This window comes from Thiomicrospira pelophila DSM 1534 (genome assembly GCF_000711195.1).
Lineage (GTDB): Bacteria > Pseudomonadota > Gammaproteobacteria > Thiomicrospirales > Thiomicrospiraceae > Thiomicrospira > Thiomicrospira pelophila.
Genome location: NZ_JOMR01000001.1, coordinates 1,210,428 through 1,228,715, shown reverse-complemented (window position 1 = coordinate 1,228,715; position 18,288 = coordinate 1,210,428). Strand labels below are relative to the sequence as shown.

Here is an 18,288-nt window from a genome sequence, read left to right as displayed (position 1 = left end):
TTTATTAAGCTTACAAAGCTATTTGGTGTTCGGTTTAGATTGTTTTGGCTTGGCTTTTCGCCATTGAATACGCGGCAAGCGCATAAAGCGAATCGCTAAATATAAGACAGTACCCAATAGTGTGCCGGTAAAAATATTGCCGAACCAAAGGGGTATCCAGATTTGCGGCAATACTTCGATCATCCAACCCCAAACACCGACCCCATCCGTGACTTCAATATTTCGAACTGTCGGCCTATCTAATAGGCGAGCCCCCACAATATATCCAAAACTCCAAATTGGCCACATGGTGAGCGGATTGGTGATCCAAGCGAGGGCGACCGCCAACGGAATGTTGGCTTTTGCGTAGTAGGAAAAAATCGCCGCGAGCGGCATTTGCAAAGGCATGGGAATAAAGGCGCAAAATACGCCGACAAAACCGGCTTTGGCAAAAGTATTGCGGTCGCCACGCCAGAGATCGCGGTTTTTTAGTCCCGGAAATTTTTCATTTAACCAACGGCTGTATTTGATTGCGCGAATGCCTTTTAAGATACCTAATCTAATCGAGCGCATCCGTCACCTCATGCTGCTCAATACTGACTTCTTCAATATTTGGCAGGGCTTCTAATTGATCCAGTAGCTGACCTAAGTCGGTCGATTCACTAATTTCGAGTTCCATTTGCATATCTACTGTGCGTTCCTGACGATCGGTTTGAGTATCTGAACGAACTAAGTTGACATCAAACTCCGTTAACTTAGCCATTACATCGCGCAATAAGCCTTTGCGATCAAAAGCTAAAATATGCAAGGTCATCATAAAGATATGTTGCTGGTCGGATTGATTGCTCCAGCGCACATCAATTAAACGCTGTTTATCACTATCAGATAAATTCAATATGTTCGCGCAATCCACACGGTGAATCGTGATGCCACGTCCACGTGTGACAAACCCCGTAATTTGATCGCCTGGTTTGGGTTCACAGCAGGGCGCAAGTTGTGTACGTAAATTGGGTGCGCCGACTACAAACGGCTGAATTTCTTCGGTTGGAAGGCTAGCGGGTTGAGGTGGTAAAGCCTGTTTGGCTTTTAAATTAGGTTGAATACGCTTTTGAATTGCATTTAAAAGCTGACGTTCATTTAATTGGCCTTTTCCCAAAGCTTCAAAGAAGTCTTTTTCGGCCTCTAGGTGAAAGTGTTCAGCGATGGTTTTTGCCGTGATTTGGCGGGCATTTAAGCGTTTAATTTCACGTTGAAATAATTGTTCGCCAGATTCAATATTGGCGTCTTTGTTGCGTTTATTAAACCAGTTTTTAATACGAGTACGAGCACGGCTGGTTTTGATGTAACCCAAGTTTGGGTTGAGCCAGTTTCGATTGGGTTCGCCGTGCTTAATGGATAAGATTTCTACTCGGTCGCCGGTTTTTAACGCATAGGTTAATGGAATAATTTTGCCGTTTAACTTAGCGCCTCGACAGCTGTGACCTAAATCGGTATGGATGGCATAAGCAAAGTCGAGCGGCGTCGCGTCTTGCGGTAGAGTGATGATCTGATTGCTGGGCGTTAATACATAAATGTTTTGGCTTTGCAGTTCCATACTAATTTCGTTGAAAACTTCGGAATCTGACCGGTTTTCAAGCAGTTGGCGCATGCTGTTAATACTAGCCTCTAGGTTTACATCATGGCCTTTGCCGCCTTCTTTATATTTCCAATGCGCAGCAATACCGTGTTCGGCATGTTGATGCATGTCGTAAGTCCGGATTTGAATTTCAACCGTTTTGCCTTGCGGGCCAATAATGACGGTATGAATCGACTGATAGCCATTTTCTTTTGGGGTGGCAATGTAGTCATCAAATTCATCACGAATGAAATTCCATTTACTGTGAACCAAGCTTAAAGCCCGATAACAGTCGGACACGTTTTGCACATAAATACGCAATGCGCGCAGATCATAGAGTTCGTCCAAATCCACCTGCTTTTTCGACATCTTTTTCCAGATACTATAAATATGTTTGGGGCGACCGGAAACTTCGGCGATCAAATCTTCGTTATCTAGTAACGATTTCAGCGTAACGGTTAAATCGTGAATGTAGTTTTCACGCTCGGTGCGTTTATCGGCGAGTTGCTTGGCAATGGCTTTATAGGTATCGGGATGGAGGTAACGAAAAGATAAATCTTCCAGTTCCCATTTAAGTTGAGCCATCCCCAAGCGGTTGGCGAGTGGGGCAAAAATCAGCTGGGTTTCTTCGGCAATTAAGCGGCGTGTGCTTTCATCTTCTACTTTTAAGTGTCGCAAGCGGGCCACGCGATAACCCAGTTTGACCACCATAATACGAATGTCGGAGGTCATAGCGAGCAGCATTTGACGCAAACGCTCGGTTTGAATTTCGTCGCCATGGGCATTCACATCAAACTCTTTAAAATTGTTTAAGCGACGAATGCCTTCAACCAGTTTGGCGGTATTTTTTCCAAACTTGGTCTCAAAGTCGGCAATGGTGTAAAGCGGCTCTAAATTCAGGTCGCTGATTAAGGTCGCAATGTATGTGTCGTCGTCAAGATTTAAGCTGAGCAACACATCCATGGCTTCTAAGCTCGATATTAAACGACGTTCGGGTAGATATTGCGATTCCAATGCCAATTTACAGGCTTGTAATAACTCAGTCGAAAACTGATCGGGATTACGCTTGGGAAACAAACGTTGAGCTAAGTCGAGTTCAGGCGTCATCTTATACGTTCTATCATTAAATTAAGCCAATATGCTAACAGATTTGAACTTTAAAAGGAGCCACCAGGCCTGGCGGATGGGCTAAATGTCAGTATTTACTTAATTATTGGTTTTTTGCTGAACGTTAATTAAGAAGTCCGCTTTCACTTTAACCAGTGATTGCGATAGGTTTTGTTTTTGCTCAGGATTAAGCTTCCAACCAAATGGCGTCATGTTAAGCAAGTTCAGACGGTCGGTTTCGGTATCAAGTGTCATGTCGTAGCTAAGTTTATGCTGATTGATCAGTGCAAAGCCTTGAACCGACTCAGGGGTTTCATCATGCGCTAACGGCTGACTATAAATGGCTTGTTTTAATTGGATTAAATGATTGGCTGCGGGCTGTACGGTGATTAACCAACCACCAGGCCTGGTAACACGGAAAATTTCTGAGGCTAAAGAGGGTGCGTAAATTCGCATTAAACCATCAAAGGATTGGTCGGGAAAAGGTAAATCATAGGCACTCGCGACACAAAATTGAATGTGTTTGTCTCGTTTCGCCGCATAACGAATCGCATCTTTGGATATGTCTAATCCCCAGACTTGGGACGCTGTTTGTTGACGCAGGGCGGCTTGAAGTCGGGCACTATAATAGCCTTCGCCACAGCCTAAATCCAAAATTTGTGGTGTTGGAATGGTGCCAAGGTGATCCATAAACAACTGGTTTAGTTGGTCAGATAATGGCTGATAAAAGCCGGCATTGAGAAAATCTCGACGGGCTCGCATCATATCGGCATTGTCGCCAGGGGATTTTGAACGTTTGTTTTGAACGGGCAGGAGGTTAACATAGCCTTGTTTGGCAATGTCAAAGCTGTGACCTAAATCACAGCGCCATTGTTGCCCATCTTGCTCAAGCGGGTGTTGACAAAGTGGGCAACGATACATAGTTAAGCTGACTTATTCTGTACGGCTGGTGACTTCTAGCAAGTGATAGCCAAACTGAGTTTGAACTGGGCCTTGTACCGTATTAACCGGCGCACTAAATACGACCTTGTCGAATTCAGGAACCATCATACCTGGGCCAAATTCACCTAGCTCTCCACCTTGAGCGGCCGATGGGCAGCTTGAGTGTTGCTTGGCGATGTCGGCAAAGTCGGCGCCGTCTTCAATTTGCTTTTTTAAGTCTAAACATTGTTGTTCGGTTTCAACCAATAGGTGACGAGCTGATGCGCGCTGTGCCATAGTTATTTCCTTATGTCTTAGGGGTCAATGTCAGCGTGAATTTATTGCACGCTATTCGAGCGCGTAATACTACAATGAAACGCGTAAAAGTCCAAATCAAACCAATTTAATCACACTGTCTGTCAACAAGTAGGGCTCAGAATTGCATGTTAATGCATCTTAATGGATAATCTCAGTCTTTAATTACACGACTTAAAGTGACCTGTGAACAAATCTTTTAACTCAATGTCTTCAAATATCAGCCCGCATCGATTTGCCGTTGCTCCCATGATGGACTGGACCGATCGTCACTGTCGTGTTTTTCATCGTAAACTCAGTCACCAGGCCTGGTTGTATTCCGAAATGGTAACGACTGGTGCGATTATTTATGGCAAAAATCTACCGCGTTTTTTAGGTCACGATGAGCAGGATGCCCCTGTTGTATTGCAGCTAGGCGGCAGTGAACCGGCTGACTTAGCGCATTGTGCTAAGTTAGGTGAAGAGTGGGGCTATAACTCGATTAATTTAAACGTAGGTTGCCCGAGTGATCGAGTGCAAAACAACCTAATTGGCGCGTGCTTAATGGCACACCCTAAGTTAGTCGCCGACTCTGTGGCCGCAATGAAATCAGCTGTGTCCATTCCAGTGACGGTCAAATGTCGTGTTGGAATTGATGACCAAGAAGACCTAGACACCTTATTATCCTTCATCGGAGGCCTGGTCGAAGCGCAGGTGGATGGGGTGATTATTCATGCACGCAAGGCTTGGCTACAAGGTTTATCCCCCAAGCAAAACCGAGACGTGCCTCCGCTAAATTATGATTGGGTACATGAAGTAAAAAAAGCCTTCCCGGCGCTCGAAGTCATGATAAATGGTGGGATTGCCACTCCGCAAGCAGGCCTGGTGCATCTTGAATCCTACAGTCAGTTACCAGCTGTTGACGGGGTGATGTTGGGGCGCGCGGTGTATGAACAACCTTATTTATTGGCCGAGGTGGACGCGTTATATTATGGCGATGAGCATGCCATCAAGACGCGAGAAACAGTACTAGAGAGTATGTATCCTTATATAGAAGCGCATCTTTCGTCTGGCGGTCGTGTCAACCATGTTAGCCGACATATGATGGGATTATTTCACGGTCAACCGGGTGGACGCTTATGGCGTCGGCACTTATCAGAAAATGCCTTTAAACCGGGCGTGGGAATAGAAGTATTGCAGCAAGCTTATGCTTTGGTTCAACAAGCGACTGAGCGACGTATGGAGTCTCAAGATGCTATACCTTGATGTGCCTTATCCCGACAAAGATTTAGCCAAGCAGCAAGGGGCTGGCTGGGATCCACTTAAACGCAAATGGTATTTGCCGGACCCTGATCAAGTGGATTTAAGTTTGTTTTCACAATGGCTTGATTCTTCAAACCAATCAGATTTGAGTGGTCAAAATGCCATTGTTGATTCGCAAACGGCTTCGCTGGATTTGAGTTTTGATTCGGTTACTCTGTCTTCAGAGGAAGAAACCGAAGCTAACAGTGTCAGCTTGTCGCAATTGTTAAATCAAGTGCAGACCAAGCTAAAAGGCGCGTTTCCAAAAGCTTTATGGGTGAGGGCGGAGATTGCGAATATTAATGAGCGACGTGGCCATATTTATTTAGAACTCAGTGAAAATAACGACCAAGGTCAAACCTTAGCGTCGTGTCGCGCCATGATTTGGGCATCAAATGCCAGTCGCTTATTAAGCCGATTTGAGCAGGTGACCGGCAGTGCTTTGCAAGACGGGCAAAAGGTCTTAATTCAGGTCGGGATTAACTTCCATGAGAAATTCGGCTTTTCATTAGTGGTGGAAGACCTTGATCCAAAATTTACCTTGGGTGAGATTGAAGCAAATTTAATTGCTATTCGTAAGGAATTGATAAAACAAGGAATTTATCAGTCTAATAAACAAATTCCATTTCCGGCTGATTTGTTTAGAATCGCGGTGATTTCACCACCAAATGCGGCTGGATTGGGTGATTTTCGTGCCGAAGCGGATGCGCTTGAATACTATAATTTATGTGAGTTTGTTTATTTTCATAGCAGCTTTCAAGGCGAAGCGGCCGTGAGCGAAATGCTCAGTGCGCTGGATGCCTTTAGCGGCATTCATCAAAAAAACCCGTTCGATGCCTTGGTTATTATTCGTGGTGGTGGTGCTAAGTTGGATCTAAACCCTTTAAATCAATTGGAGTTAGCCAAAGCAATTACAACCCAACCTTTACCAGTTTTAACCGGCATAGGACATGAGCGAGATAACACTATATTAGACGAAGTCGCCTGCCTAAGATTTGACACACCCAGTAAAGTGGTTGCCGGTATTTGGCATCGAATTGAAAACAGCGCAAAACAAGCGACGCAAAATTGGCAACAAATTGAACGCCTGAGTCAGCAGCAATTGCAGACAACGCAAGCTCAGTTACAGCAACTCAAACAACAAATTGACTATTCACAAAATCGTAACTTGACGCATTGGAAAACCCAGCTGGAACCCTTATATACTCAAATTAAACACACTAGTCAGCAATGGGTTAGTAGTGAACGAGCAAGTTTAGATTATCAATTGCGACACATTATAAGCCAAGCTCAGCAACCGATTAGCCGGTCAAAACAACAGATAGAGAGCAACCAACAGCTAATTGAGCAGAATGCTAAAAGGGCGATTAGCTTCTTTCGCCAACAGCTTAAACAAACTATGGGGTTTATTTTGAGTTCAGGACCACAGTCGCAGCTTAAACGCGGTTTTGCTATGGCTAAAACGCAACAGGGTGCGCCGATATCAAGTGCAGCTCAAGCTCAATCTCTAAGCCAATTTAGAGTTGAGTTTCAGGATGGATCGGTTCAAGTACAACCACTAAAGAGTTAATTAATTAGGAGTCTAGTCAAGATGACGGCTAAAGTTCAAACCAAAGCGTCTACAAAAGCGGAAAGCTTTAAACAAAATTATGCGCGTTTACAAGAGATTGCCGAGCAATTAACCCATGCGGAAGAGGTTGATATTGACCAATTAGTACCGATGGTTGATGATGCCAGTCATGCCTATCAGGTGTGCAAATCACGTTTAGACGCGGTTGAAGCGGCCTTAAATAAGCGTTTAGATAAAGATAGCAAAGAATAAAGAATAAAAAAAAGATCAAGGATAGGTTTATGACAGCCAAACAAGCCCGCATTTACCACAACCCTATGTGCTCAAAAAGTCGAGGAGCTTTAACCTTATTGCACGCCAATGGTTATGAAGTTGAAGAAATACGTTATTTAGAAACACCGCCAAATACTGAAGAACTTGATCGGTTATGCCAATTATTAAACTGTCAGGTGACGGATATTATTCGGACAAATGAAGTTCTATTTCAAGCCATGGGTTTAAATGTAAACGACGAACGTGACCACCAGGCCTGGTTAGAGATTTTAAGTAATCATCCAAAGCTGATTCAAAGACCAATTGTGGTGATTGGTGAGCGAGCCGTTATTGCTAGACCATCGGAAACGGTGACTCAGTTATTTTCTTAACCACAAGTAGGCGGGCTTAGTACCTACTATTATGCGTCCTTTTTTTATTTATTGAATTTAACATAATATACATTATGCGAATAATTGATAAGGTTTCCCCAGATCTGGAATAACGCTATCTACATGATAAATAATCTAAAAATCCCGATATTTTTTTATAATGCATTTCTCTAAAATTACGATTAATCTTTTTGTATTATGCATACATAAAAAAACCAGCATTAAAGCTGGTTTTAGAATTAATAGAGCTTAATCGAGACGAAAAATGCGCCTAACTCCCCATACCCATATCAATAACAAAATAAGCAAACAAAGACACGATAGCTAATAGAATTGGAATCCATGCCTTTTCCTCTTTTTTAATCATGCCATAAACCCCAGACACAAACGCCGTTACTGCAGCAATCCATGAAATGGGTGGAATCACAACAAATAGAATGGCTAAAATACCGGCTACCATACCAAAAGTGGTCGCATTTCCAGGTTTATATTTGTTGGTGTTGCGCATATCATCAGGTAATGATTTGCTTGAATTTAGGCGCGCCATAATGGCATTTGCATCAGACACAGTGAGTTCTTCGGATTGTTGAATTTCCTCTTCACGCATTCCGATAGTCACTTTACGTTGGCGAATTAATTCACGAACTAAGTCGTCCCAATTTGCATTTTCATCAAGCTGATCAACAAGTTGCTTTACTTCAAGTTTCATTGACATTTTTGTATCCTCCCAAGACTTTTTGACGTTGTCGTTACGTTTTCATTAGTTTTCGATTATTATATCGGCAACTCTGTGCTTTAGGGGTGAATTTGATACTTAGACTGTATCCGTTTGTCTGGGTTTTATTGTTAGAATAAGACCAGACTATTCTGATGAATTAAAGGAGTGTTTGTAGATGGCAATGATGCCAGGTTTACAAATAAATATTGGCCAACAACTTAAATTGACGCCACAGTTGCAACAGTCAATTAAGATATTACAGTATTCCGCTCTGGAGGTTCAGCAGACGATTCAAGCGACGCTTGAAACCAACTTTATGCTTGAGGTTGAAGATGAGTTGATCGATGAGTTTGATAGCTCAGATGAATCGCGTGATAAAGACGCGCCTGAAGATTCTGATTCTGATAGCCCATTGTCCACAGATAGCGACTTAAAAGCCCTGGATATTAATGATGATGTCAACCATGCTGACGATGCCTACAGTGCTGATTACACCTGGGATGACCTGTATAGTGATCGCCAAACCACCCCTTCCTCATCTCAAACCAGCAGTTCACAAGACTCTGATGATTACACCGCACCGGAAAATTACACCGCCGAACAAGTTAGCTTACATAGTCACCTAAATTGGCAAGCCGATATTTATGCTTGGCCATCCGATAGCTTCGCCACTATCGCTTCGTTCTTAATTGATGAAATCAATGACGAAGGTTATCTCCATGCACCACTTGAATCTGTACTCAACTCAATCCAACAAAATGAGCCTTCATTAAAAGTAAGTCTCAAAGATCTAGAAGCCGTGTTAGAAATTGTTCAGCAATTCGAACCTTCAGGCGTCGGTGCTCGTTCAGTACAAGAGTGTTTACTTTTGCAACTCAAATCTATGCCGAAAACGCCCTACTTTGTTACCGCTAAGCAATTGATAGAAGAGCACTTTGATTGGTTGTCCTACCACGATCATAAGCGTATTAAGAAAGTGTACGGGCTAGATGATGCTCAACTTGATGAATTGCTTCGTAGTATCCAGTCACTCAATCCGCGTCCGGGCCGAGAGTTTTCGGTTACCCAGGCCGATATTGTCGTGCCGGATTTACGTTTGTTTCGTTCACGCCAAGGTTGGGTGGTTGAGTTGAATGCGGATGCTTTTCCTCGATTAACCGTAAACTCCACTTATATCGATTTAGCCAGTAAATTAACCGATAGTGAACAAGCACGAAAAATCAAAGAGCAATTACTTGAAGCGCGTGGTTTGATTAAAAGCGTGCAGAGCCGTGGAGAAACCCTATTGCGGGTTGGACGTTATATTGTAGAAAAACAACACCGTTTTTTTGAAGAAGGTGAGCAAGCCATGCAGCCTTTAGTGTTACGTGAGGTAGCTGAAGTTCTAGAGTTGCATGAGTCGACCATTTCACGCGCCACCAATCAAAAATATATTCAAACACCGCGCGGTACCTTTGAGCTAAAATATTTCTTTTCAACTGGCGTTAGCCAATATGGCAGTGACGATCAATCGGCGATTGCGATTAAAGCGCATATCAAGGAGTTAATATCTCAAGAAGAGGCCAAAAAGCCTTTAAGCGATAATAAATTAATGGAATTATTGGAAGAAAAGGATATTAGTGTCGCTCGCCGAACGATTGCTAAATATCGTGAGGCTTTAGGCATCCCCTCCTCTAGCGAACGCAAAAAACTGCATCGCTTTCGCTAATATAATTAGCCGCATAAACATAGACCCTTTAATAGCGAGATAAATCCTATGATGAATAGACAACCTATCGAACAAGTTCAGCAAGCAGCCCAACAAAAATGGCAACATCAGGCTGAGTTTAAAGAGTATATGTCAGCTGTAAATCCGCCGATGCCAAAAATTGATGTGATTGATTTTCCGCACAGTTTGCATAAAGATGGCGCGACACGCATTATTCCGTTCGATCTAAAGGCGCAGCTGCAAACCAGCTATGATGCGACCACACCCAACTTGATGGCGAATTTTATACGTATTAGCGACGGCACCAGTATTCGCACCGATGCCAAAGCTACCTCGCAAATGTTTTATGTGATTCGAGGCAAAGGGCGTACTCAAATGCAACATGGCACAATTGAGTGGAACGAAGGTGACTTGTTTACATTACCGGCTGTGCCTGATGCTTTACACAGCGCAACAGCCGATTCTGCGCTTTATTGGGTACACGATGCACCGTTATTAAACTACTTGGGCGTACAGCCGACTGAGCAACGTTTTGAGCCAGTACTTTATACCAAACAACGCCTACATGAAGAATTAGCCAGAGTTCGAGCACAAGGCGAAGGTCGGAATCGCACCGGTATTTTGTTATCTAACCCGAACTTTCCATTAACCATGACTTTAACGCACACGCTTTGGTCTTTATATAATGTTTTGCCGAAAAAAGTCGTTCAGAAGCCGCATCGTCATAATTCCATCGCGATCGACTATTGTGTATCAGCGGGTGAAAACACCTACACAATGATTGGTAAAGAATTGGATGAGAACGGCCAAATAGTGGATCCGATCCGTGCCAACTGGGTTGCTGGATCGGTGTTTATTACGCCTCCAGGCTGGTGGCACTCACACCACAACGAGTCGGATGAAGATGCGATTGTGTTGCCTATTCAAGATGCCGGCTTAATTATGAATATGCAGATCCTTGATTTTCAGTTTGTTAAATAACCAGGCCTGGTGATCATGCAATCAGAGCATGAGACTTATTGTGTGCTGATAGTTGAGGATGACTTAGCGCAACTTGAAAACTTACGCGTGGCTCTTTCACAGCAGCCAGGCCTTGTTTTAGAAGCCTACCAGACTAAAACGGATGTTCAGCAACGCTTTAAACAGCAGTTACCTGATTTGTTTATTGCGGATATTATTTTGGGCTCTGATAAGGATGCGGGCTTTGATTTAGCGCGAGAGTTACAATCCTATCAGCGCCCTATTCCAATTATATTCCTGTCTGAGCGTCAATCTGAATTTGATATTATGCTCGGTCATGATTTGGGAGCGGTTGATTATCTGCCTAAACCCGTGAGTTTAGCGGTATTACAACGCAAAGTGACGAATATACTGCGACTGACAAAGGGGTCAAATCACGCGGTTTCACAAGCGCCTTCAGATCAAACCACTAGTCAGTTATCAGGTTTGGTAATTGATAAGCCAAACCTCAAAGCCTATTGGCAAAATCAGCTTTTGGCATTAACGATTACTGAACTTGAAATGCTTGAACAATTTGCTCAACAGCCGGCGGGTTCAGTGATTTCTTACCAGCAATTACAGGCCGCAACACAAGGTGTGGTGGAACGTAATACAATCAATACTCATATCTGTCGAATTCGACAAGCGTTTAAACAACATTCCCCGAATTTTGATCAAATTCATAACGTTTACGGACGAGGATATAGCTGGCGAGATGCAAATTAATACCACTAATTCTAGTTTAAGAAATGACAGATTATGAAACCGCCAAACCTTCCCTTTAAGTTTACGATTCGACGTCGTTTAGTACTCCTGCTTTTAATGCTGGGTTTGTTACCGCTTCTCGCCTATCGGTTTGCGATGGACTTTCAACACTTGTTACTTGAGCACCAAGCACGGTTGCATCAGCATACGGTACAAAACCTGGCACTGATTTTAGAGAATCGTCCGGATCTATGGGGACAAACTCAGGCTGCTGGTCAAGTTCTGTCCCATGTTGATTTGCATAGCAGTTCAATTTGGTTAGTTAACCCACAAGGTCAAACCAACTATGTAATGGGACAATTGGCCAAACCAATTCCACAATCAACCCCGATTTTTGAACAGTTAGGTGCGCAAGTTATTGGGCTAGTCGGTCGGCTTTCGGGTCAAGTTTTGCCTTACCCTTTTCCACAAAGCGAAAAACCCGAACTCACCTTAATAAAGATGGCGTTAAAAGGCCAACCCAGTCAACAATACCGTACTGATCAACAAGGTAAACCAGTTAGCTTAATGTCGGCAAGCCCACTCTATCTTGATAAACAACAAGTGGGCGCAATTGTATTTGAGCAAAACCTCGACACGATTTTTAATCAAACCTTACGCCACTTTCATTATTTGGTTGGTTTAGGCAGTGTGTTAATGCTGTTAGTGTTATTGGGGGTTTGGTGGTATTCACGCTCTTTATCCAATCGCATTGTGCGCTTGAGTAATGATGTAACCAGCAGTTTTGAATTAGAGACCCGCCAATGGCAACCTCATGTTTTAAAACGCCCTGAACCTTATGCAGATGAAATTACAGACCTACGCCAGAACATACTAGAAATTCTTCAGAAAATAGCCAGTTATGAGCGTTATCTAAAACAATTGCCAAATAGTTTACGTCATGAATTACACAACCCGATTAATCGCTTAAGTGCGAGCTTAGAGCTTCTCAGTTTAGAATCCGATCATCCAAGGATTGAGCAAGCTCAACAAAGTCTGCAGCAACTTCAGCGCATCATCCAAGCTTTATCAGAATCATCAAGCTTAGAGCAAAGCTTACAAAATCACCGCTTAATGTCACTCAAAGTTACACCTAGACTGCTTAACTATTTTGTTGATGTGCAATCGAGTCAAGCACCAGGCCTGGTGGTCATAGAGAATCAATTATCTAAACATGATTTAACTATAAAAGCCGATGGTTTTTTGCTAGAACAGCTTTTAGATAAATTGATCGACAATGCCTTATCTTTTAATAATGCAGCTTGTCCGATTCGAATTCGTTTAGCAAACACTGCTATGAAAATAAGTATTGAAGTGATTAATTGCGGCCCACTATTGCCGGTGGGTTTTGAAACGCAGATATTCGAAGGCATGGTATCCATGCGGCTGCCAAGTGAAACAGAGGAAACACATTTAGGCTTGGGGTTATATCTGGCACGATTGATTGCAGAGTTTCATCAAGCTGATTTGCAAGCCAGCAATTGGAAACAAGCTGACCTGCAAGGTGTGTGTTTTAAATTAAGTTTGAATCTACTCAATTCGACTAGTTAAATCACGTACTCGACGAATCCAAGGTGAAATTTTGGTCTCTTCTTTCACCTGGATTGAGGCTTGGTTGGCTTCTGTGCGCTGACTATAAGTACCTAGCACTAATACATAACTCTGTTTACCGTCACGTATCTGTGGAATGATTTGCGCATTCTTAATGTTTTTATTCTCAATAATTTTCTCAATGCCGGCACGTTCTTGCATGCTAGCAAGTTGTAAAACATAGTGTTCCGGTGTTTGTTGTTTTAACCAACTTAAACCCTCTTCTTTAGCGGATTGGGGTTCAACTAGACGAACTAACTTTTCTTCAACTCTAGGCACACTTGGTTCTTTCGGTTCGGCCACGGTCGGCTCATTTATTGTCATCTCATTTTGAGTGGTTTCTGGTTCATCAGACGTTAACCCCTCCAAAGCAACCCCTGATTGTTTAAGTTGATCCACCAAACCTTGTAAACGTGATTCCATTTGGCGCTCTAAAGTTTGAGTGACATCGTTTAATGCATTCGGGTTTAAACGTGGGCGTTGATTCTGCATGTTAGCTTGTAGGTGCTTTATACCGCTTAGTTCTTGCTCGTATTGATCTAGACGCGCAATCACTTCTTCAAAAGCCTCAGAGTTTCCACCCTGTTCAACTGTTTCTCGAAGCGCAACCATATCTTCTTGCAGTTGAGCCATAGTTTCGATGGTTTCGTTATGAATATTGCTCATTTGCTGCAAGTCTTTCTGAATCGTGGTGTAGGCAATGTAAACCACTCCGATAACCGTCAACAGCAAAGACAACATAATAATCACCCCAAAAAAAGACACTTTATTATTGGGTGTGTTCATTGGTGGTTTGTTTGAAGCGGGCCGACTTTGTTGTCTGTAAGAATCACGTGAACTGCTACTGCTAGATGGTGCATTTTGAGATACAGGCATAACTTGCTCCGCGGCGTTTAGCCAATCGTTTAAAGTATGGGGACGCGCTTCGTTGGTAGACGCGCTCGATGATGGTGAACGTTTCGTTGAAATCTGACTGGCTTGAGCTTCGATCGCTTCGAGCAACTTGGCGCGCTCTTTCTCAAGTTCTGAAATTGTTTGTGCCATAAAATCTTCCCAACTGCCTCAATGGTGATGTGAATTAAGTTTTTTATTGTAGAATGTAAGCCATAAAAAATAAATGGAAATTTAAATGGCTTCGATTACTTTGGATCAAGTGCTGGATGCACTTTTACTCATGTTAGTTTTAACGGTTATCAGCGTTACCATCGTTGGAGCACTGATGTTTGGTTTATATCGTTTTTTTAAAAATAGAAAAGACGAAAAACCGAACCAATCTAATAAATCTGAGTAACAACGACTCTAACTTATAATCTCACCGCTAAGATAGCACCATTGGCCGTTCGAGTTTCGTTGAAATTGACTGATTTCTCGCATTTCTTCTAGCTTTTCACCATGTTGATAAAATGCACCGAACTCAACCGTGCCAATGGCATGCTTTTCTAATCCCATATGTGTCTGGTAAATAACAAGCTTTAGCCAATTAGGCTGATCAGTTAAATCCAGATCGTTGGGTCGCGTAGTGTCACACCAACTCTTTAGTAGATAATCCGTTAAACCCAAACAAAACCCACTAAATCTTGATCGCATTAGGGCTTCAGCGGTTAAAGCCGGTTGCGTTTTATTATGTAAAGGTTGGCAACAATCCGAATATTTCTTGCCTGAAGTACAAGCGCAACCTTTAGAAGATTTGGGTAAACTATTGTTTGAATTCAACATGTTGGATCATCCAGCGTAAGCGATATATTAATAAAATGGCGGCCATAGCTAAACCACATACAATGCCAAGCCAAAAACCAAATACCCCCATGGTCGCACCAAACGGATTAAAGAAAGCCAGAATATAGCCGCCACCTAAGCCAATACCCCAATAACTCATCAAAGTTACCCACATAGTAACTTGTGTATCATGCAGCCCTCTAAGTGCGCCAGCCATTGCAACCTGAATCGCATCAAACACTTGATAAGATGCGGCAAATAAAAAAAGTATCAAAGCAATCTGCACAACATCCGTATGTGAAGTATATAGGGCTACTATATTTTCTCTAAAGCTTAAGGTGGATAAAGACAAGATAATACCAAATAACAAAGCTAGCCCTGCCCCAGTATAAATACTGCACAGTAGAGCGTCGCGGTTTTCTTGACCGTAGGCTAACCCTACTCTTACCGTCATCGCCATAGCTAAACTCAGCGGTAACATGAATAATAAAGATGTAAAGCTCATAGCCACTTGATGCGCACCAATCACGCTTGTGCCTAAGGGTGCAATAAACAAAACAATAAAACTAAACATGCCTACTTCAAACAACAATGCAAAAGCCATCGGTAGGCCAAGCAGCAAAATCGGCTTAAAGCCGGTTAACCAATTCGGCCAAACTCTAGTTTTTGCGCGGTAGGCCTGTGTTTTAGCGGAAAAACGCACATAAACCCAGCCCCCAATCAACATCGACCACATAACAATTGCTGTCGCGACACCACAACCGACCGCTCCCATGCCCTCTATTGGTCCATAACCGTAAATAAATAAGGCATTTAGCGGAATATTCAAAAATAACGCGCCCAAACTTAATGTTAAGGTTGGCAATGTGATCCCCAGGCCTTCCCAAAAGAATCGATAGACTTGAAACAGTGCGATGCCAGGTAAGCCGAATGCCGCCCAAAATAGATAGTCTTCGGTCAAAGAAAACACTTCGGGTGTTAGGTTCAGTAGGTTTAGTAAAGCTTGCGGATTCATTAAAACTAGCATACTGGCGATGCCCAATGGTAAAGCTAGCCATAAACCTTGCGCTAGGTTATAGCCAATTTGCTCGACTTTATTTTGACCTAAATATCGTGCCGTCATTGGCGTCATCGCTAACAGGATGCCGGTGGTAAAAATAAAGACTGGCAGTAATACACTGGAACCTAGGCCAATCGCCGCCAAATCGGCCACCCCAACCCAGCCAGACATAATGGTATCCACAACACCTAGGCTGGTTAAAGCAAGTTGGGCGGTAAAAATAGGTAGAGCCAAACGAATCAGCTGTTTAATTTCAGCTTTAATAGCAATGAATGTCATGAGATTTTAAGGCTTATCTGAAGGCGGTTGATCATTCTGAGACGAAGGATCAAATTCCACCTCATGTTCTTCAGGAGGTAAAGTTAGTTTTTGGGGGGCTACAAAGATAATGAACCATTTAATTGACCAATACACAATCGCATAAATTACAATCGCCAAGGCTAAGACCAAAGGAAACCCTATTAAAGCATCCAACAATTCAGTTTCGCCTTTAATCATACGCGGTAAAAGTTGCTGCGCTATGATCGTGTAATATAACCAGATTACGGACGCAGCTGAACTGATTAGAACCATTATCTGATGCAGTCTTTTGCTGGGATGGGCATAACGAAATAGGTCAAGCATGGCTGATACTCAGTGGTTTAGGAGGCTAAACGTTGAAAAAAAAGCCATTGTAACCCAATGATGGTACTGGCTACATTAAATTCCCCATTCAGTAGTTGTTGTTTAGCTTGATCAAAGGGATACCTGATAATTCGAATATCCTCCACCTCATGTTCTAAACCCGAGTATTCAGCCACTTGATCGCTGTCTAGTTCGGCCGCATAAAGGTGTAAAATTTCGCTTGAACCGCCTGGGCTGGGGTAAAACTGCGTTATGTATTCAAAATTATTTAAAGCGATCCCCGCCTCTTCTAATACTTCGCGTTCACATGCTTCTAATGCAGTTTCACCTTCGTCAATCATACCGGCAACCGGTTCGATCAACCAGGCCTGGTGGTCGTCTTGATTTTTGTGAGCTTGATCTAATGCGCCTGCTCGGCACTGCTCAATTAAAACCACGCATTGTTTAGCTAAGTCGTAAAGTAAAACAACCACCGCTTGGCCTCGATTGAATAGTTCACGCTGTATGTTTGGGCTCATGCCACCTTGATAAAGACTGTGCTGGAAATCGACTAATTCAATTCTAAAGAATCCTTGATAAGCGATTGTTTTCGAATGAATATTAAGTGTTTTTTTCAATTACTGAACCTCACTATTCACTTCAACTATGGGCACGCGTTGGGTAATACCACATAAGAGTTCATAACCGATTGTACCAGCCGAGTCAGCAATTTCGTCCACACTTAAACCGTCTCCCCACAAGATCACTGGATCGCCAATCTTTACCGTGTCTGCAAAGTCGGTTAAATCTATCGTAATCATATCCATGGAAACACGACCGACAATTTGAGCACGTTCTCCATTAACCAAAACGGGGGTACCGCTAGGCGCATGACGAGGATAACCATCACCATAACCCGCCGCAGCCACACCAATTAAACTGCGGCGTTCAGCTTGCCATGTTTGACCATATCCCACCGCCTCATCTGGCTCAATCCATTTAAGGCTGATAAGTTTCGTACGAAAAGTGAGTACGGCACGGAATTGAGTTTGCCACTTATTTAAAATACCTGCGCCATATAACATGATGCCAGGACGAACCCACTCAAAATGCGCCTGCGTTAGGTGTTGCACGGCTGCTGAGTTAGCAAAACTTCTTGGGTAGTCAAGGTTCTGAGTCATTTGTTCAAAAACTGCAAGTTGTTTAGCCGTAAATTCGGCGCTCTCACTCGCACTGGCAAAGTGAGACATCACATGCAAACTGATCCTGGGTTGGACACTTTGTAACTTAATCATAATTTGTTCAAAATCTTGCGGACTAAATCCTAACCGATGCATGCCCGTATCTAATTTCACCCAGACTTTAATCGGTGTTTGAATATCCGCTTTCAATAGCCAGTTAACTTGATGAGGTGAATGCACTACCATTTCTAAGCGGTGTTGTTCTACTAGATTGATTTCATCGGCTGAAAAAACCCCTTCAAGTAGCAGGATACGATGGATAAATCCTTTTTGACGCAAAATTAGAGCTTCATCAACTGACGCCACCGCAAATCCGTCAGCCGAAGCAAGTTGATTAGCCACTCGGCCTACTCCATGACCGTATCCATTCGCTTTAATCACCGCCCAAATTTTAGAATTTGGTGCTAAATCGCGAACTTGGTTTAAATTATGACGTAATGCCGCTAAGTTGATTTGGGCGCAAATAGGACGTGACAT

The 18,288-nt window shown here is 43.0% G+C and carries 20 protein-coding genes; 9 read left to right on the top strand and 11 right to left on the bottom strand.

Features of this window, described 5'->3' with window-relative positions:
• Positions 1–18: 18 nt before the first annotated feature.
• The 4 genes from N746_RS0105925 to N746_RS0105910 all read right to left on the bottom strand — a co-directional run bounded on the left by N746_RS0105925 (position 19) and on the right by N746_RS0105910 (position 3,919).
• Positions 19–552: a DUF2062 domain-containing protein gene (locus N746_RS0105925; RefSeq protein WP_029934791.1), complete on the bottom strand. Its 534-nt coding sequence runs from the start codon at positions 550–552 to the stop codon at positions 19–21.
• Positions 539–2,701 carry a RelA/SpoT family protein gene (locus N746_RS0105920; protein WP_029934785.1) on the bottom strand — a complete coding sequence of 721 codons (2,163 nt, stop codon included), beginning with the start codon at positions 2,699–2,701 and terminating at the stop codon, positions 539–541. Before N746_RS0105920 ends, N746_RS0105925 begins: the two co-directional genes overlap by 14 nt.
• A 99-nt stretch (positions 2,702–2,800) precedes the next feature.
• Positions 2,801–3,622, bottom strand: a complete 822-nt coding sequence (gene rlmA, locus N746_RS0105915; protein WP_029934784.1) for a 23S rRNA (guanine(745)-N(1))-methyltransferase — start codon at positions 3,620–3,622, stop codon at positions 2,801–2,803.
• Positions 3,623–3,634: 12 nt separating this feature from the next.
• Entirely contained in the window at positions 3,635–3,919 is a 285-nt protein-coding gene (locus N746_RS0105910) for a peptidylprolyl isomerase (protein ID WP_029934783.1), read from the bottom strand.
• Between the two features lie 225 nt (positions 3,920–4,144).
• Between N746_RS0105910 and dusA the strand changes: the two genes are divergently transcribed.
• Genes dusA through arsC form a run of 4 tightly spaced genes read left to right on the top strand, consistent with a single transcriptional unit; the run spans position 4,145 to position 7,432 of the window.
• On the top strand, positions 4,145–5,182 hold the full coding sequence (gene dusA, locus N746_RS0105905) for a tRNA dihydrouridine(20/20a) synthase DusA (protein WP_029934779.1): 1,038 nt from the start codon (positions 4,145–4,147) through the stop codon (positions 5,180–5,182).
• Positions 5,169–6,788: an exodeoxyribonuclease VII large subunit gene (xseA, locus tag N746_RS0105900; protein ID WP_029934777.1), complete on the top strand. Its 1,620-nt coding sequence runs from the start codon at positions 5,169–5,171 to the stop codon at positions 6,786–6,788. The genes dusA and xseA overlap by 14 nt, the downstream gene beginning before the upstream one ends.
• 21 nt (positions 6,789–6,809) lie before the next feature.
• Positions 6,810–7,040, top strand: a complete 231-nt coding sequence (gene xseB / locus N746_RS0105895) for an exodeoxyribonuclease VII small subunit (RefSeq protein ID WP_029934776.1) — start codon at positions 6,810–6,812, stop codon at positions 7,038–7,040.
• 29 nt (positions 7,041–7,069) lie between these two features.
• Positions 7,070–7,432, top strand: coding sequence for an arsenate reductase (glutaredoxin) (gene arsC / locus N746_RS0105890; RefSeq protein WP_029934774.1), 363 nt, complete (start codon positions 7,070–7,072; stop codon positions 7,430–7,432).
• 271 nt (positions 7,433–7,703) lie between these two features.
• On the opposite strand, the gene N746_RS0105885 is transcribed toward arsC, so the two are convergent.
• Complete coding sequence (locus tag N746_RS0105885) at positions 7,704–8,147, bottom strand: hypothetical protein (RefSeq protein ID WP_029934768.1); 444 nt, start codon at positions 8,145–8,147, stop codon at positions 7,704–7,706.
• A 178-nt stretch (positions 8,148–8,325) separates the two neighbouring features.
• On the opposite strand from N746_RS0105885, the gene N746_RS0105880 reads away from it, so the two are divergent.
• The 4 genes from N746_RS0105880 to N746_RS0105865 are packed head-to-tail and all read left to right on the top strand — an operon-like array spanning position 8,326 to position 13,152.
• Positions 8,326–9,858 carry an RNA polymerase factor sigma-54 gene (locus N746_RS0105880; RefSeq protein ID WP_051678541.1) on the top strand — a complete coding sequence of 511 codons (1,533 nt, stop codon included), beginning with the start codon at positions 8,326–8,328 and terminating at the stop codon, positions 9,856–9,858.
• 48 nt (positions 9,859–9,906) lie between these two features.
• The gene (locus N746_RS0105875) at positions 9,907–10,839 is read left to right on the top strand and encodes a cupin domain-containing protein (protein ID WP_029934764.1); all 933 of its coding nucleotides are present in this window, start codon (positions 9,907–9,909) and stop codon (positions 10,837–10,839) included.
• 15 nt (positions 10,840–10,854) lie between these two features.
• Positions 10,855–11,583, top strand: coding sequence for a response regulator transcription factor (locus tag N746_RS0105870; protein ID WP_029934762.1), 729 nt, complete (start codon positions 10,855–10,857; stop codon positions 11,581–11,583).
• Between the two features lie 33 nt (positions 11,584–11,616).
• A complete protein-coding gene (locus tag N746_RS0105865) occupies positions 11,617–13,152 on the top strand; it encodes an ATP-binding protein (protein ID WP_029934760.1) in 1,536 nt (511 codons plus the stop codon).
• Here the strand turns inward: N746_RS0105865 and N746_RS0105860 are convergent.
• Positions 13,132–14,235 (bottom strand): SPOR domain-containing protein, encoded by a 1,104-nt coding sequence (locus tag N746_RS0105860; RefSeq protein ID WP_029934758.1) that lies wholly within the window; start codon positions 14,233–14,235, stop codon positions 13,132–13,134. The two genes, N746_RS0105865 and N746_RS0105860, sit on opposite strands and share 21 nt — an antisense overlap.
• A gap of 85 nt (positions 14,236–14,320) precedes the next feature.
• On the opposite strand from N746_RS0105860, the gene N746_RS10840 reads away from it, so the two are divergent.
• A complete protein-coding gene (locus N746_RS10840) occupies positions 14,321–14,482 on the top strand; it encodes a hypothetical protein (RefSeq protein WP_156018278.1) in 162 nt (53 codons plus the stop codon).
• Positions 14,483–14,490: 8 nt separating this feature from the next.
• Here N746_RS10840 and N746_RS0105850 read toward each other — a convergent pair whose 3' ends face one another.
• Genes N746_RS0105850 through alr form a run of 5 tightly spaced genes read right to left on the bottom strand, consistent with a single transcriptional unit; the run spans position 14,491 to position 18,288 of the window.
• Positions 14,491–14,907 (bottom strand): YchJ family protein, encoded by a 417-nt coding sequence (locus N746_RS0105850; protein ID WP_029936334.1) that lies wholly within the window; start codon positions 14,905–14,907, stop codon positions 14,491–14,493.
• Complete coding sequence (locus N746_RS0105845) at positions 14,888–16,246, bottom strand: MATE family efflux transporter (RefSeq protein WP_029934757.1); 1,359 nt, start codon at positions 16,244–16,246, stop codon at positions 14,888–14,890. Before N746_RS0105845 ends, N746_RS0105850 begins: the two co-directional genes overlap by 20 nt.
• Before the next feature lie 6 nt (positions 16,247–16,252).
• A complete protein-coding gene (locus tag N746_RS0105840) occupies positions 16,253–16,591 on the bottom strand; it encodes a hypothetical protein (protein WP_156018276.1) in 339 nt (112 codons plus the stop codon).
• 17 nt (positions 16,592–16,608) lie between these two features.
• Complete coding sequence (locus tag N746_RS10835) at positions 16,609–17,208, bottom strand: NUDIX domain-containing protein (protein ID WP_029934755.1); 600 nt, start codon at positions 17,206–17,208, stop codon at positions 16,609–16,611.
• Positions 17,209–18,288: an alanine racemase gene (gene alr, locus N746_RS10830; RefSeq protein ID WP_029934754.1), complete on the bottom strand. Its 1,080-nt coding sequence runs from the start codon at positions 18,286–18,288 to the stop codon at positions 17,209–17,211.